Source organism: Streptomyces sp. NPDC058371 (genome assembly GCF_042723265.1).
In the GTDB taxonomy this organism is placed as follows: domain Bacteria; phylum Actinomycetota; class Actinomycetes; order Streptomycetales; family Streptomycetaceae; genus Streptomyces.
In genome coordinates, this window is record NZ_JBHXJC010000016.1 from 201,971 (window position 1) to 217,011 (window position 15,041).

Below are 15,041 nucleotides of genomic sequence, written 5' to 3' on the forward strand. Positions count from 1 at the left end.
GGCGGTGGGTGGGGCGGGGCCGTGCCGGTACATCCGCCCGTCGCCCTACCGGCTGTGCTGTCTTCTGGGGGCGCTCGGTTGCCTGTCCTGACGCATGGCGACGGGCATTTGATGTACCGGCACGGCCCCTTCGGCGCTTCGGCGCCTGCGGGTGCGTGGGGGTTGCGGGCCCATGGCGGCCCGCCGTCGCCGGCTTGTGCTGCGGGCGCCCGCCGCTATAGCTGCGGGCATGCGTGCCGCTAGGGGCGATGGGGGTCCCCCCGCTCGAGCGGAGCCGAGAGTGGGGGAGGGTGGGCGCAGCGACACCCCCGCGGCGCCTGGCTCGCCGACCCACCCCCACGCCGGCACCAGCGCGCGGTGCCCAGGCAGGTAGGGGAGTTTGCCCGCCTGGGCGGCACCCTGTGGGCGCCGGGCTCGCCGACCCACCTCTACGCCGGCACCGACGCAGGGTGCCTATGCGGGTAGGGAGGTGAGCCCACCCGGGCGGCACCCCCTAGGCGCCGGGCTCGCTGACCCGTCCCTGCGCGGCGCCAGCGCACGGTGCCCATGCGGGTGGGGGAGTGGGCTCACCCGGGCGGCACCGCGTAAGCGCTCCGCTCGGCTTGCCGACCTGCCGCTGGGACGTGGCGCCAGGGGCGGGTGCCGGTGGAGGTGGAGGTGGGGGAGACTGCCCGCCCGGGGCAGGGAAGGGGGCCGCCGGGCCGGGGGAAAGGGGGTGCTGTGGGGGGATGGGCGGGGAGAATGGGTGGGGTGCGGTACAGAATCCTGGGCGTTACCCAGGCGGAGGACGACCAGGGGACGCCCGTACCCGTAGGCGGCCCCCGCCTGCGCACCCTGCTCACAGTCCTCGCCCTGCACCCCGGCCGCACGGCCACCCCGGAGACCCTCATCGACGAGGTGTGGGCGGAGGACCCGCCCCAGGACGCACCGGCCGCACTGCAGGCCCTCGTCGGGCGGCTGCGCCGAGCCCTCGGCAAGGACGCGGTCACCTCGGAACCCGGCGGCTACCGGCTCGCCGCCGCACCGGACGACGTAGACCTGTTCTTGTTCGAAGGGCTGGTGCGGGACGGCAAGGCGGCCCTCGGCCGAGGAGATGCCGATGTCGCCGCCGGCCTGCTCCGCGAGGGCCTCGCCCTGTGGCGCGGCCCCGCCCTCGCCGACCTCCCCGACCGCGCCGCCGCGACCCGCCCGGAAGCGCTGCGCCTGGAGGCGACGCGCACCCGGCTCGCGGCGGACCTGCGACTGGGCCGCGCCCCCGACGCCGTACCGGAGTTGCAGGCGCTGACGGCGGACCACCCGTACGACGAACCACTGCACGCCCTGCTCATCCGCGCCCTGCGCGACACGGGCCGCCACGCGGACGCGCTCGCCGCGTACGAGGGTGTGCGCCGCGCCCTGCTGGACGGGCTGGGCGCGGACCCCGGGGCGGAACTGCGTGCCCTGCACCAGGAGTTGCTGGACCCGAGCCCGGGCCCGGGGGCCGAACCCGACGGCGCCCGGGGCGAGCCGCGGGGGAACATCCGGCGCCGGCTGAACTCGTTCGTCGGGCGGGAACCGGAGATCGAGGCCATCCGTTCGGATGTGCAGAGGGCACGCCTGGTCACCCTGACCGGATCGGGCGGCTCCGGAAAGACCCGCCTCGCCGAGGAAGCCGCCGCCGGGCTTCCGCAGGCCTGGCTGGCCGAGCTCGCCCCGCTCGACCGGCCGGAGGCGGTCGCCAGTGCGGTGGTCAGCGCCCTCGGCCTGCGTGAGACGGCGTTGATCACCAGCGAGATGTCGGCGGCGGTCGCGCAGGACGACCCCGTCGCCCTCCTCGTGGAGTACTGCGCTCCGCGCAGCCTGCTGCTGATCCTTGACAACTGCGAGCATGTCATCGGCGCCGCCGCCGCCCTCGCGGAGACGCTCCTGACCCGCTGCCCGGGGCTCACGATCCTCGCCACCAGCCGTGAACCGCTGGGCGTGCCAGGCGAGTCCGTCCGCCCGGTCGAGCCGCTGCCGCCGGTGTCCGCGCACCGCCTCTTCATGGAGCGCGCCGCCGCGGTGCGCCCCGCCGGGGACGCGGCGCACGACCCCGAGGCCGTCGACGAGATCTGCCGCCGGCTCGACGGGCTGCCCCTGGCCATCGAGCTGGCCGCCGCCCGGCTGCGGCTGCTCACCCCCCGGCAGATCGCCGACCGCCTCGACGACCGCTTCCGGCTGCTCACCTCCGGCAGTCGTACGGTGCTGCCCCGCCAGCAGACCCTGCGTGCCGTCGTCGACTGGTCCTGGGACCTGCTCGACGAGGGGGAGCGGACCGTGCTGCGCGAGGCGTCCGTGTTCGCGGGCGGCTGGGACCTCGCCGCCGCCGAGGCCGTATGCACCGGCCCGGTGTCCGACCTGGTCGGAGCACTCGTCGACAAGTCCCTGATCGTCGCGACCCCGTACGAGGACGGCGGCGCCGGCACCACCCGCAGCAGCGGCATGCGCTACCGCATGCTGGAGACCATCCACGAGTACGCCACCGAGCGCGCCGCCGAACAGCCGGACCGGCGCGGCGCGGCCGAGCTCCGGCACCGCGCATGGGTGCGCGCGCTGCTCGCGGAGGCCGAGCCCCAGATCCGCTCCGGCGGCCAACTCCCGTGGATCCGCCGCCTGGAGACCGAGCTCGACAACATCAGGGCGGCCCTCCACCGCGCGACCGCCGCCGGCGCCGAGGAGGAAGCGGGCGCTCTCGCCCTCGACATCGGCTGGTTCTGGTGGCTCCGCAACTTCCGCCGCGAGGGCATCGAGTGGACGAGCCGCGTCCTACAGCTCGGAGTGGTCCTGGACACCGGCGAGCCCCTGGGCGACGACATCCTCGACAGGCTGGCCACCATCGACGCGACCAGGTCGTACGTGGCCGGGGCCGACGCCGAGGAGACCCATCCGCTGCACGGCATGCGGATGAGGCTGCGGATGCAGCACCTCTTCCTCGTCTCGGAGGCCCAGCCGGCGGAGCTCCTGCGCGACGAGGTCTCGGAGGAATACGTCCGGCGGACGCGGGGCGCCTTCGAGAAGGGCGGCCCGGACGCGGCTCGGTTGCCCGGCCTCGCCTGGGGGCTGGCCGTCTTCTTCCTGGGCGGCAGCGAGGACACGCTGTCCGCCATGGACGCGACCGTCGCCAACTGCCGTGAGTTCGGCGGCGACTGGGAGATCGGCGTCAGCCTGATGTTCCGTACGCATCTGGTCGTCGACTCACCGGGCGGCCTGCGGGACGTGGAAGACGACCTGACGGAACTGCGCGCCCTCAGCCGCCGGGTCGGCGACCGCTGGATGCGCGCGCAGACCTCCAGCGCGGCCGGTGAGCGGGCGATGGCCCTCGGCGCGTTCGACGAGGCGAAGGACGAGTACGCGGAAGCCCTGCGCCTCGCCTACGAAGTGGGCGCCCAGGCGGAGACGCCGTTCCTCATGGCCCGTCTCGCCGAGATCGCCTACCGCACGGGGGACCGTCCCGGAGCCGAGGCGCAGCTGGACGAGGCGAGCGCGGCGGCCGATCGCTACGGGGTGATCGACTCCCGTGCCTTCGTCCTCCTGCTGCGGGCCCAGTTGGCGCTGGACGACGGGGAGACGGCCCGGGCGCGGGAGCTCAGCGACGCGGCGCGTACGGAGGCCGGGCGGGGGAGCCCGCCACCGCAGTTCGCCGCCGTCCTGAACCAGATGGACGCCCTGGCCGCGGCCGCCGAGTCCGGTCCGATGCGGGGTCTGCGGCTGATGGCCGACGCCCTGCGCGAGGCGGTGGACTCGCGCTGCGCGGAGTGGGTGACGGGCGCGCTCGCCGACCACGCGGCCCGGCTGCTGGCCGAGTCAGGCGATCTGCCGCGCGCGGTCCGGCTGCTCGCCGCATCCGGACGCTGGCGCGGCGGTCATGCCCGGCCGAGGCGGGAGCGCTCCGACGCCGAACGGATCGAGGCCGACGCACGCGCGGCCCTCGGCCGCCCCCGCTACGAGTCCGAGCGGGCCAGGGGCGCGGACTCCACCCCGGACGACGTGCTGAAGGACCTGGCGGACGCCCTGCAGGACGCCGCCGGCGTCACCGGCACATGAACTTCGACTCGGCCCAGTCCGCCAACGCGACGGAGTCGAACGCGGTGTGGGGTTCGACGACCAGGCGGATCGTCCTGCGGCCGTTGAGGTTCACATGGACGGGAACCGCCGGGTCGCCGCCCCTGATCAGCGGCGACTGCCACTGACGGGATCCGTCGGCGTACACGGAGAAGCGGAGCCTGCCCAGTCCCAGCATCATGTCGTCGACCCCGACCATCGCGTCGTACGCCGTGCAGCTGCGGTTGAGGTCGATGGTCACCGAGGACCTGCCGTGGACGGTCACGCCGTGCGCGTACTGCCGGTCGGCGATCGAGACACCCCACCGCTGCCACACCCAGCTGCTCTCGCCGAGCCGCATCTCGGGTGCCGTGCCGTCGCCGGTGATGCCGTACTTCAGCTCGTTCCACTGGTAGACGGCCGGGGCGGGCGGCGGGGGCGGGGTGGGCTTCGGGGCCGGCCGGGGCGGCGTGGGCTTCGGCTTCGCCTTGGTGGGCGCCGGCGACGGCTTGGCCTTGGACGGGGTCGCCTTCGGCGGGGGAGTCGGGGCCGGCGTGGGGGCGGCGATCGGCAGCGGCCGCTGCGCGGGTGCGTCCTTCGGCGGGTTCGGGGTCGGTGCCGGTGGTTCCGACTCGACCGCGTGCGAGGTATCCGGCTTGGCCTCGGGCTTCTTGGCGGCGCCGTCACTGCCCGCCAGCGCGAGCGCCAGCGCCGCGGCGGCCACCGCGACGACACCCGCCGCGATACCTGCCTTCACCGGTGCGCCGAGACCCTCCGAGGCCGCCGCGCCACCACCGGCGCTCGCCCCGCCTGAGCCGCCCGCCGCGGAGGCCGCGCCCGCGGCGCCCGCCGCACCCGCGCCGGCACCGCCGGCGATGAGCGCGACCGCCTTCGCGTACCCGGCGGCTCCGAACCAGCCGATGACCGCGAGCGGTACGACCGCGGGAATCCCGCTGGCAACTTCCTTGATCTGGCCCGCCGCGAGGCGGCACTTGGCGCACTCCTCCAGGTGCTTGCGCAGCCCGCGCTCGGCCCGGGTGCGCAGCCCGCCGCGGGCGTAGGCGCCGAGCCGGTCCGCGTAACGCGCGCACTCCTCGTCCATGATCAGCGTGGCGCTGACATGCGCCTGGAGATAGGCCTGCTTGAGGCCTTCACGGGCCCGACTGGCAAGGACGCGCGTGCCGTTGGCGTCCAGACCGAAGAGCGTGGCGACCTCGCTCGGCGACTCGTCCTCGACCTCCGTGTGCCACAGCACGGCCTGCCAGCGCTCCGGAAGCGAACGGAACGCCTGCATGGCCATGGACTGCTCGGCCTCGTGCATCGCCCGTACGTCCGCGCCCAGGTCGAGGGTGTCGTCGTCGGAGACCTCGGAACTGCGGACGGCCTGCGCGGCGAACACCGCGAAGTCGTCCACCAGTTGCTCCCGCTTCGCGGTCTTCGTCCAGTTCGCGGCGACGCGCCGGACGGTCGTCAGAAGATACGCGCGTACGGCGTGCTCGGGGCCGCTGCCGCCGCGTACCGCCTGGAGCATGCGGGCGAACACCTCGGCCGTGAGGTCGTCCGCGGTGTGTCCGTCGCGGCAGCAGGTACGGGCATAGCGGCGTACGGCATCCGCGTGCCGGCGGTAGAGGGCCTCGTACGCCGTGTCGTCGCCCGCGCGCATGCGGGCGATCAGATCGGCGTCGGAGGGCGGGAGTTCGACCGGTGGCGGCAGTACGCCCTCGTCCCGTCGCTCGCGCTGGGGAGGGACGCTGGGATCGGAACCGCCGTCCTTGCCGGGGCCCGCGGTGGGGGGCCCGACCGGGCCGCCGCTCCTCGCGGGGCCACCCTGACTGGGCACATGCCGCGGAGCCGGCCCGCCGGCCTCCGCGCCCCCGTCACCGAGTGACTCGTCCCGCCCGTCAACGCTCATTGCGGAATGCCCCCGCCTGCACACTCGGACCCGGATACCGGGAAAGCGTGCCACACGGGACCCATTGCGGGCCCTGTAGTACGGACCAACCACTCGTCCGTGGGGACTTCCCATACGGCAGCACTAGCGTTCACCCGTTCGGGGAAGACTCAACGGACTTCCCCGGAACGGGAGTTGCTCATGGCATGAAATGACCGGAATGCCCGGCGCTGGAGCCGGTCACCGATCCCGCACCGGCCGCCGCCCCCATACCGGCAGCGGAGACGTCCGTCGCGCGTCCGGTGACCGTCGCCCACACCCGAGGCCTCCGTCACAAGCCCGGTGACCGTCGCCTACAGCGGGCGCGACCGCAGTCCCTCCAGCAGGATGTCCAGCAGTCGGGCCGAGGCCGCGGCCTGCTGGGCGGCGTCCGGCAGCGAGGGCGCCGCCGTGGCGATCACCAGCAGGACGTCCGAGACCGTCACGTCCGGTCGCAGCTCGCCCGCCGCGCGGGCCCGCTCCACGAGCTGCCCGACGACCTCCAGCAGGGCGGCCGCACCGGTGTCGTCAGCGATGTCGGGCTCCGCGTCCTCGACGAGCCGCAGTTCCGCGGTGGACTGGGACCGCTGCTGCGGCACCCGCGCCTCGTCCACGAGAAGACCCTCGGCCTCCTCGTCGGAGACTCCCACCCGCAGCACCTGCGGCGGCAGCAGCCGGCCGGCGCCGGAGGCCACCGACGTCCGCAGGAAGCGCGACAGCGCCGACCACGGCTCGTCCTCCTGGCCGAGAGCCGAGCGCGCCTGGCCGGTCAGCCGGGAAGTCTCCTCCTCGGCTATCCGGCGCACCAGGACGTCCTTGCTCGGGAAGCGCCGGTAGACCGTGCCGACACCGACCCGGGCGCGCCGCGCGACGTCCTCCATCGGCGCGCCGTACCCCAGCTCGCCGAAGACCTCGCGCGCCGCGCGCAGTACGTGTTCGAGATTGCGCTGTGCGTCCACGCGCAGCGGGGTCGTCCGTGAAGCGTCCCCCGGACCGCGTCCGTTGCCGCCTGCCGCGCCGACCGCACCACTCGGTGCGATGGCAGAAGCGGAAGCCCAATGAGAGTCCTGAATGTGCATAAGCGTTCCCCCGGTAATGACGTCTCCCCCCGGAGACTCTCCCCGTCATCGGTAGCCGGAGCGTGTGGAACGAGCGTGTTTCACGAGCCCGTCTCGCGGACTCGCCGAGCGCATCCCCCTACACCCCGTCGACACACGAACATAGTTGAGAGGGGGTCAATTCAGAAGGGGCAGGTTCCGCACAGAGCGCCCCCCGATCGGAGTACGGGTCGGTTACGTCCCGATTGCTTCCCCTCTCGGCCCTTCGTTCGCCCCACCTGACCTGCGAACTTCTCTCGCGCTCCGGCAAATCGGCCAACCCTGGGCGACGACGGCGGCCGGTCACACAAATTGCCGGGCCTGTGGACAAACTCCTGAGTCGGGTGCGTCATGGTGTGGTGACGGCTGCGATCAATCAGGGGACGACCCCCGAAGCCCGGAAGACTGCACGCATTCTCATCGTCGGCGGCGGCTACGTGGGGCTGTACACCGCGCTGAGTCTGCAGCGGAAGCTGAAACGGGAGCTCAAGGGAGGCGACGTCGAAGTCGTCATGATCTCCCCCGACCCATATATGACGTATCAGCCGTTCCTGCCGGAGGCGGCCGCCGGCTCCATCTCGCCGCGCCACGTCGTCGTACCCCTGCGCCGGGTCCTCGGCCAGTGCAAGGTCGTCGTCGGCGAGGTCAAGTCGATCGACCACGCCAAGCGCACGGCCACCCTCGTCACGCTGGCCACCGAGGAGGAGGGCGCGGGCGCGGAGCAGATCACCTACGACGAACTCGTCCTCGCGCCCGGCTCCGTCTCGCGGGCCCTCCCCGTCCCCGGGCTCGCCGAGCACGGCATCGGCTTCAAGACCGTCGAGGAAGCCATCGGCCTGCGCAACCACGTCATCGAGCAGATGGACATCGCCTCCTCGACCCGCGACCCCGCGATCCGTGACGCGGCCCTGACCTTCGTCTTCGTAGGGGGCGGTTACGCGGGTGTGGAGGCGCTCGGCGAGCTGGAGGACATGGCCCGCTATGCCGCGCGGTACTACCACAACGTCCAGCCCGAGGACATGAAGTGGATCCTCGTGGAGGCCACGAACCGCATCCTCCCCGAGGTCGGCGAGGAGATGGGCAAGTACGCGGTCACCGAACTGCGACGGCGCAACATCGACGTACGGCTGCACACGCGGCTCGAATCCTGCGTGGACCGGGTCGCCGTCCTGAGCGACGGCGCACGCTTCCCCACACGTACGGTCGTATGGACCGCCGGAGTGAAGCCGCACCCCCTGCTCGCTGCCACCGACCTGCCGCTGGACGAACGCGGGCGCCTCAAGTGCACCCCCCAGCTGACCGTGGACGGCGCCCCGCACGCGTGGGCCGCCGGAGACGCCGCGGCCGTCCCGGACGTCACGGCCCAGGAGCCCGGCAAGGAGACCGCGCCCAACGCCCAGCACGCGGTGCGCCAGGCCAAGGTCCTCGGCGACAACATCGTCCACTCGCTGCGCGGCGAAGAGCTGGAGACGTACTCCCACACGTACGTCGGTTCGGTCGCCTCCCTCGGGCTGCACAAGGGCGTAGCGCATGTCTACGGGCGCAAGCTCAAGGGCTACCCTGCCTGGCTCATGCACCGCGCCTACCACCTGAGCAGGGTGCCCACCTTCAACCGCAAGGCCCGTGTACTGGCCGAATGGACGCTGTCGGGGCTCTTCAAGAGGGAGATCGTGTCCCTCGGTTCACTCGAACATCCCCGTGCGGAGTTCGAACTCGCGGCCGGTGGAAAGCCTCCTCAGGACCCGAAGGGGTCGTCCTGACCGGACCCAGGAACTCCCCCGGACAGGCCGGCGTCTGACGGATGCCGGTCCGGTCGGCCAGACTGGTCCCCTACCTTGGGCGGGCCCACCGCTCGCTCTTCGAACCCCATGAGGCTTTTCCCAGGTGAACTTCACGCGCTGGAGCGCCCGACTCCCCGGAACGCAGCGCCGCGCCGCAGCGCGGACCGAGCATGCGGTCTCCCCGGACCGGCGGGGGGAAGGGGCCGTGCCCGCGGCCCGGGCCGAGCAGCTGACCGGCGACGCGCCGGTGCCCGCCGTCGACGAACTGCCGGTGCGCGAGGTCCTCGACCGCGTACCGGCCCTCGTCGCCCTGCTGCACGGCCCCGACCACCGCGTCGCGTACGTCAACGACGCGTACGTGGCGGCCTTCGGTGTACGTCCCGCAGGTGAGCCCGCGCGTGCGGCGCTGCCGGAGCTGGACGAGCTGGGGCTCCTGCCGCTGCTCGACCAGGTCCTGCGCAGCGCCAAGCCGCGCACGGTCAAGTCCCGCAAGGCCCCCGACGGCCGGTCCTACACCTTCACCTGCACTCCGGTCGACGTCCCCGCCGGCCCCGAAGGCGACGAGGTGTCCGACGGCAAGGGCGGGGACGGGGGCGTACTGATCTTCGCGACCGACGTCACCGACCACGCCGAGGCCGCCGAGCGGTTGCGCGCCAGCGAGCGCAGCCAGCGCGAGACGGCCGTCACCCTCCAGCGCTCCCTCCTCCCCCAGGAGCTGGAGGAGCCCGACGACCTGCGCATCGCGGCCACCTACCAGCCCGGCGGCACGGAGGCCGCGGTCGGCGGCGACTGGTACGACGTGATCACCCTGGGCGGCGGCCGCACGGCGCTCGTCATCGGCGACGTCATGGGCCGCGGGGTGCGCGCGGCGGCCGTCATGGGCCAACTGCGGACGGCCGTACGCGCGTACGCCCGTCTGGATCTGCCCCCGCACGAGGTGCTGCAACTCCTCGACGGACTCGCCACGGAGATCGACGCCAACCAGATCGCCACCTGCGTGTACGCCGTCCACGACCCCAACGAGGGGCGGCTGGTGTACGCGTCCGCGGGCCACCTGCCGATCCTCGTCCGGGACGAGAGCGGCGTCGTGCTCCGGGCGGACGAACCCACCGGGCCCCCGCTCGGCACGGGCGGCTGGATGTACGCGTCGGGCTCGGTCCCGCTGGGCCCCGGTGCCACGGCCGTCCTCTACACGGACGGTCTCGTCGAGCGCCGCAACGAGGACCTGGACGAGGGGATCGCCGCGTTGCAGCGGGCGCTGGCCGGTGCCACGGGGACGCCGCAGGTGGTCTGCGACCGGCTGGTCCGCTCGGCCGGCGTCACCGCCGACCACGACGACGACGTGGCCGTCCTCGTCCTTCAGCACCCGGCCCGGACCGGTCCCGACAGTGAGCTCTTCCGCAATGCTGCGCTGGAACTGCTGGGGGGTGTGGAGGCGACGCCACGCGCGCGTGCGTTCGCCTCCGGCGTGCTCACCAGTTGGCGCTTCTCGCGTGAGCTGCATGACCTCGGGGTTCTCGCCGCCAGTGAGCTGGTCGCCAATTCGCTTCAGCACGGGACGCCGCCGATGCGGTTGCGGCTGCGCCGTACCGACCGTCGTCTGATCATCGAGGTCACCGACGGGGACGATCATCTGCCGCGGCGGCGGCGGGCCGATCCCGCGGACGAGGCGGGGCGTGGGATCGCCATCGTCGCCACGATCGCCTCCGGCTGGGGGTCCCGGCGTACGCCGGGAGGCGGCAAGGCGGTCTGGTGCGAGTTCGCACTGCCGCGCGCGGGGCAGTGACCGGGGGCGCCCCAACCGGCGGCGGCTCGGTGGGTGTCGCTCGCCTCGCGTCGCCGACCGGGATCGACTTCCGACTGCCGTGACCTCAGCCGCTGAAGATCTCTAGCGGCGTACCTTGAACCTCAGGTGCAGCACCCTGTCGCCTTGGATGACCACGTGTGGATCCTCCAGCAGATGCTGCCCTTCGATGCCGCCGAAGTAGCGTCTGCCCGACCCGAACACCACCGGGACCATGTCCATCGCCACCTCGTCCACGAGACCGGCCGCGAGGATGTGGGCGCCCGCTTCGCCGGCATTCACAGCGACGATCCGCTCGCCTGCGAGCTCCCGGGCCTTTTCGATCGCGGCCGCCGCGCCATCGACGAAATGGTAGGACGCCTCGGGGTGCCACCCCTCGGGCTTGGGCCGGTGGGACACCACGACCACGTGATCGCCCGCGGGTGGCTTGCCCTCCCAGCCGTTCACCTGGTCGAACAGGTTGCGGCCCATCACAATCGTGCCGATCGACTCCCACATCGAGCGGACATAGTCTGCCGACGCACGCGAGACCCTGATGCCGCTTCCGGCTCCGGAATGGTCGTACTGCTCGTCCCCACCTACGACGATCGGGACGTCCCCGCTGAAGTACCACTCGTGAAGGGGACCGACCTCGCCCTTCTCGTCGGCGATGAAGCCGTCCACCGACACCACGCTGTGCATGATCACCGTGCCCACGGGCCCTCCTCGGAGTCTCCTTGCGGGTTCTCCGCAATCCTTTCGCGCCGTGGGGATCCGGGCATGTAAGAAATCAATCGGCGGGCATCGGGCCGGTGTCCTGCGGACGTCCCCGCTCGGTGGGGAATCGACGCCGCAGGGCCAGGTACTCCGTGGGAGTGTGGCCGGTGAAGTCCTTGAACTCCCTGCTGAAGTGAGCATGGTCGAAGTAGCCCGCCGTTTGGGCAAGGTCGGCCCAGTCGACCGGGCGCAGGGCGTCCACGGACACGATCAGCCGCGCAAAGCGGTAGATCCGCGCCACCCGCTTCGGGGTGACACCCACATGAGCCTTGAACAGGTTGGCCAGGTGATTGCCACTCACCCCGGCGGCATCGGCCAGCGCACCGACCGGGATCGTGCCGTACGAGGTCTCCAGACACCCACCTGTGTGCTCGACCAGGTCGAGCCCGCGCGCCGGGGCCCCGGCAAGTCGTGACCGCAGCTCCTCCTCCAGCACCCGCAATGTCTCGGCGGCCGACGCGACCTCGCCGACCCGGTTTCGAATCCGGTCCACAGAGCGTTGCCACACGGCATCGACCGGCGCCCACCGGTTACGCAGCTCGGCCGCCGGCATGTCGACGAACGGCGACATGCCCCAGGGTTTGAAGTGCACTCCGACGAGCCGCACCTGCGTGGGGTACTCGAAGAGGAAGCGCCTGGTCCATACGCCCATGAACCACCCGTCCGTGAACACCGCCGGCGGCACCGAAGGGTCGGAGTCCCACAGGCGGACGGGCCCGCCCAGGTGCAGGAACAAGTGCGCCGACGGCATCGGCGGGACATTCATCAGCCGGTGGTGCGGCACCCCGGTCAGACAGTAGATGTCGTCGATGAACCGGTCGAGCGGCGGAGCGGGCACTCTGCCGACGTATTCCATGGACCCAGTGTGGCCGCCTGACAGTTCAGTTCGCGAGGGTGGGGGAGGGTGGGCGCAGCGGCACCCCCGCGGCGCCGGGCTCGCCGACCCACCTCTACGTCAGCACCCGCGCCGGGTGCCTATGCAGGTGGGGGAGGGGCTCACCCGAACGCCAGCACCCGCGCCGGGTGCCCAGGCAGGCACGGGAGTGTGCCCACCCGGGCCGTACCCCGTGGGTGCCGGGCTCGGCGGGCCCGCTGCCGGGGGCCCGGCGTACGGCGGTCAGGCCGCTGGGGAGGCGTCTCGCGCGGGGTGCCGCGGCGCGCCTTGCGCGACGACGCGGCTCTTGGCCAGGGACGGCTGGTTCTGTACGGGCGTGAGCTCGCGGCCGAGGCGGATGGCCAGGTACGTGATGCTGAGGGAGAAGAGCAGGAACGTCACCACGTACGGCGCGTGCAGCGACGCCCCCATGGGGCCACCCACCGCGGGGCCGACCGCCAGGGCAAGCTGCTTCACCAGAGCGAAAGCGGAGTTGTACTGCCCCGCCATACCGCTTGGCGCCAGATCGGCCACCAGCGGAGCGACCGTCGGCGACAGCATCGCCTCCCCGAGCCCGAACAGCGCGTACGTCGAGACGAACGCAGCCGTGGCCATCGTCCTGCTGCCGTGCCCGAGCCCGGCATACCCCGCGACGACCCACGCGACGGCCCAGATGAGCCCGACCGCCGCGATCACCCGAGACCGCTTCCGGCGCTCGACGAACTTCAGCACCGCGAACTGCGCGACCACGATCATCGCCGTGTTCGCCGCCAGTGCCGTACCGAGCGCGGAGGTCGAGATGCCCGCCGCCTCGACGCCGTACGCGCTCAGCCCGGACTCGAACTGCCCGTAGCAGGCGAAGAACAGCACGAAGCCGAGCACGCACAGCTGCACCATGGCCCGGTTCCCGAGCAGCCGCTTCCAGCTGCCGCCCGCGGCCTGCGGCGCGTCCTCCACCTTCGGCGCGTGCGGCATCCGAACCGTCGCCATGATCCCGGCGAGCAGCAGGAACATCGCCGCCTCGATCGCGAACAGCAGCGTGAAGGAGCCGACGCGCGTGGTGTCGACGAGGTGGCCACCGATCAGACCGCCGACGCCGAGTCCCAGGTTCTGCAGGAAGAACTGCGTCGCGAAGGCGCGCGACCGCGTGCCCGCGGACGAGCAGTCCACGATCATCGTGGCGAGCGCCGGCTGCATCACGGCCTGCCCGGCACCGAGGGCCGCGGCCGACAGCAGTACGGAGGTGGCGCTGCCCGCGAGCCCCAGGCTCAGCGCACCGACGGCGGCGGTGATCAGGGCGGCGATGAGGACCGGCCGCGGACCGCGCCGGACGATGGCCCGTCCGGCGAACGGAAGCACGACAAGCGCGGCCACGGCGAAGACGGCGAGTACAAGACCCGCAGTCATGGCTCCCAGATCCCGTACCTGCGCCACATAGACGTAGAGATACGGAACCGTGAAGCCGAGCCCGAACGCGCTGAGTGCGTTGCCCACGTGGATCCGGCGCATCGCTGCGCCCATCGCCCTGGTCACTTTCACCTGCCTTGGAACGCGGACCGGCCGACCCCCCGAGGGGGAGCCGGTCCGAGGTGTACGAGGAGTTAGCTCTGAAGACTTCAAAGCTAAAGTTCAGAGCTAAACAGTACACCCCGAAGGACTTCGATGCCAAGCGAAGGCGTGCCATACTGCGGCCATGGGTGACATCCCCGGCGTCGGCGTCAGCGAGCCGACCCTCGAAGAGCAGATCGAGGCCTACCAGCGCGAGTTCCAGGACCTCGATCCCCAGGTCGAGAAGATCGTCTCGGCGCTGGGCCGGCTCAACCGACGGATGCACGTCGCGTACGGCCGGCAGACCGCCACCCTCGGCATCAGCAACGCCGAGTGGGAGGTGCTCAAGGCTCTGGTCCTCTCCGGCGCGCCCTATCGTCTGGGCCCGAGCGACCTGGCCAAGCGGCTGGGCCTCACGCCGGCCGCGATGACCCACCGGATCGACCGCATGGTCACGGAGGGGCTGGTCACCAGGGAGCGGGACGAGTCGAACCGCGTCCGCGTCATCGTGGCCCTCACCGGTGAGGGCCGCGAGAAGTGGCTGGAGGCGATGCGCCTGGCCACGGTCTTCGAGGAGGACCTCCTCCAGGACCTCTCCACAGAGGAGCGCGGTGTCCTGGGCGAGATGCTGACCCGGCTGTTGCGTCGGGTGGAGCACGCCCAGCCGGACGCCGGCGGACGTCTCACTGATCTGGACTGAGGCCGCCGCGCGGGCCCTAAAAGATCTTGACAGAGCGGCTTGACACCCCCCTGCCGGATCCGTAAGGTTCTTCGAGTTGCCACGGAGCCGTAACGGTTCTGCGACAGCACATCCCGCCGCAGGAGCGGCACCAAACCACCAGCACGATCTCCCTACCGGGTTGAATTTCGGCGTGCCCGAATTCAATTCGATTTGGGTTCGGCGGCTCCGATTAGGAACCGCCGAGCGGATCCGCTAAAGTTTGGGACGTCGGAACGGCCCAACGGCCGGGAAGACAACCCCCGCTGACTGGGAATCAGGCCCGAAAGGATCTGATAGAGTCGGACTCGCCGGAAAGGGAAACGCGGAAGCGGAAACCTGGAAAGCACCGAGGAAATCGGAACCGGAAACGGTCTGGTAGAGTCGGAAACGCAAGACCGAAGGGAAGCGCCCGGAGGAAAGCCCGAGAGGGTGAGTACAAAGGAAGCGTCCGTTCCTTGAGAACTCAACAGC

9 protein-coding genes are annotated in these 15,041 nt (G+C 71.9%); 4 read left to right on the top strand and 5 right to left on the bottom strand.

Annotated features, from left to right (window positions below):
* The first annotated feature begins 741 nt into the window (after positions 1–741).
* Positions 742–4,062 carry a BTAD domain-containing putative transcriptional regulator gene (locus tag ACFWM2_RS34445; RefSeq protein ID WP_383288120.1) on the top strand — a complete coding sequence of 1,107 codons (3,321 nt, stop codon included), beginning with the start codon at positions 742–744 and terminating at the stop codon, positions 4,060–4,062.
* On the opposite strand, the gene ACFWM2_RS34450 is transcribed toward ACFWM2_RS34445, so the two are convergent.
* Positions 4,049–5,971, bottom strand: coding sequence for a sigma-70 family RNA polymerase sigma factor (locus ACFWM2_RS34450; RefSeq protein WP_383288123.1), 1,923 nt, complete (start codon positions 5,969–5,971; stop codon positions 4,049–4,051). The two genes, ACFWM2_RS34445 and ACFWM2_RS34450, sit on opposite strands and share 14 nt — an antisense overlap.
* A 332-nt stretch (positions 5,972–6,303) precedes the next feature.
* The gene (locus ACFWM2_RS34455) at positions 6,304–7,068 is read right to left on the bottom strand and encodes a TetR/AcrR family transcriptional regulator (RefSeq protein WP_383288126.1); all 765 of its coding nucleotides are present in this window, start codon (positions 7,066–7,068) and stop codon (positions 6,304–6,306) included.
* Between the two features lie 377 nt (positions 7,069–7,445).
* Between ACFWM2_RS34455 and ACFWM2_RS34460 the strand changes: the two genes are divergently transcribed.
* Both ACFWM2_RS34460 and ACFWM2_RS34465 read left to right on the top strand, forming a co-directional pair.
* Entirely contained in the window at positions 7,446–8,846 is a 1,401-nt protein-coding gene (locus tag ACFWM2_RS34460; RefSeq protein WP_383288129.1) for an NAD(P)/FAD-dependent oxidoreductase, read from the top strand.
* Between the two features lie 124 nt (positions 8,847–8,970).
* A complete protein-coding gene (locus ACFWM2_RS34465; RefSeq protein WP_383288131.1) occupies positions 8,971–10,653 on the top strand; it encodes a SpoIIE family protein phosphatase in 1,683 nt (560 codons plus the stop codon).
* 102 nt (positions 10,654–10,755) lie between these two features.
* Here ACFWM2_RS34465 and ACFWM2_RS34470 read toward each other — a convergent pair whose 3' ends face one another.
* The 3 genes from ACFWM2_RS34470 to ACFWM2_RS34480 form a co-directional block, all read right to left on the bottom strand.
* Positions 10,756–11,367 carry a dihydrofolate reductase family protein gene (locus ACFWM2_RS34470; protein WP_383288134.1) on the bottom strand — a complete coding sequence of 204 codons (612 nt, stop codon included), beginning with the start codon at positions 11,365–11,367 and terminating at the stop codon, positions 10,756–10,758.
* Positions 11,368–11,440: 73 nt separating this feature from the next.
* Complete coding sequence (locus tag ACFWM2_RS34475) at positions 11,441–12,283, bottom strand: helix-turn-helix domain-containing protein (RefSeq protein WP_383288137.1); 843 nt, start codon at positions 12,281–12,283, stop codon at positions 11,441–11,443.
* A 261-nt stretch (positions 12,284–12,544) separates the two neighbouring features.
* Positions 12,545–13,822: an MFS transporter gene (locus ACFWM2_RS34480; RefSeq protein ID WP_383288139.1), complete on the bottom strand. Its 1,278-nt coding sequence runs from the start codon at positions 13,820–13,822 to the stop codon at positions 12,545–12,547.
* A gap of 172 nt (positions 13,823–13,994) precedes the next feature.
* On the opposite strand from ACFWM2_RS34480, the gene ACFWM2_RS34485 reads away from it, so the two are divergent.
* Complete coding sequence (locus tag ACFWM2_RS34485) at positions 13,995–14,549, top strand: MarR family winged helix-turn-helix transcriptional regulator (protein ID WP_383288142.1); 555 nt, start codon at positions 13,995–13,997, stop codon at positions 14,547–14,549.
* Positions 14,550–15,041: the final 492 nt, after the last annotated feature.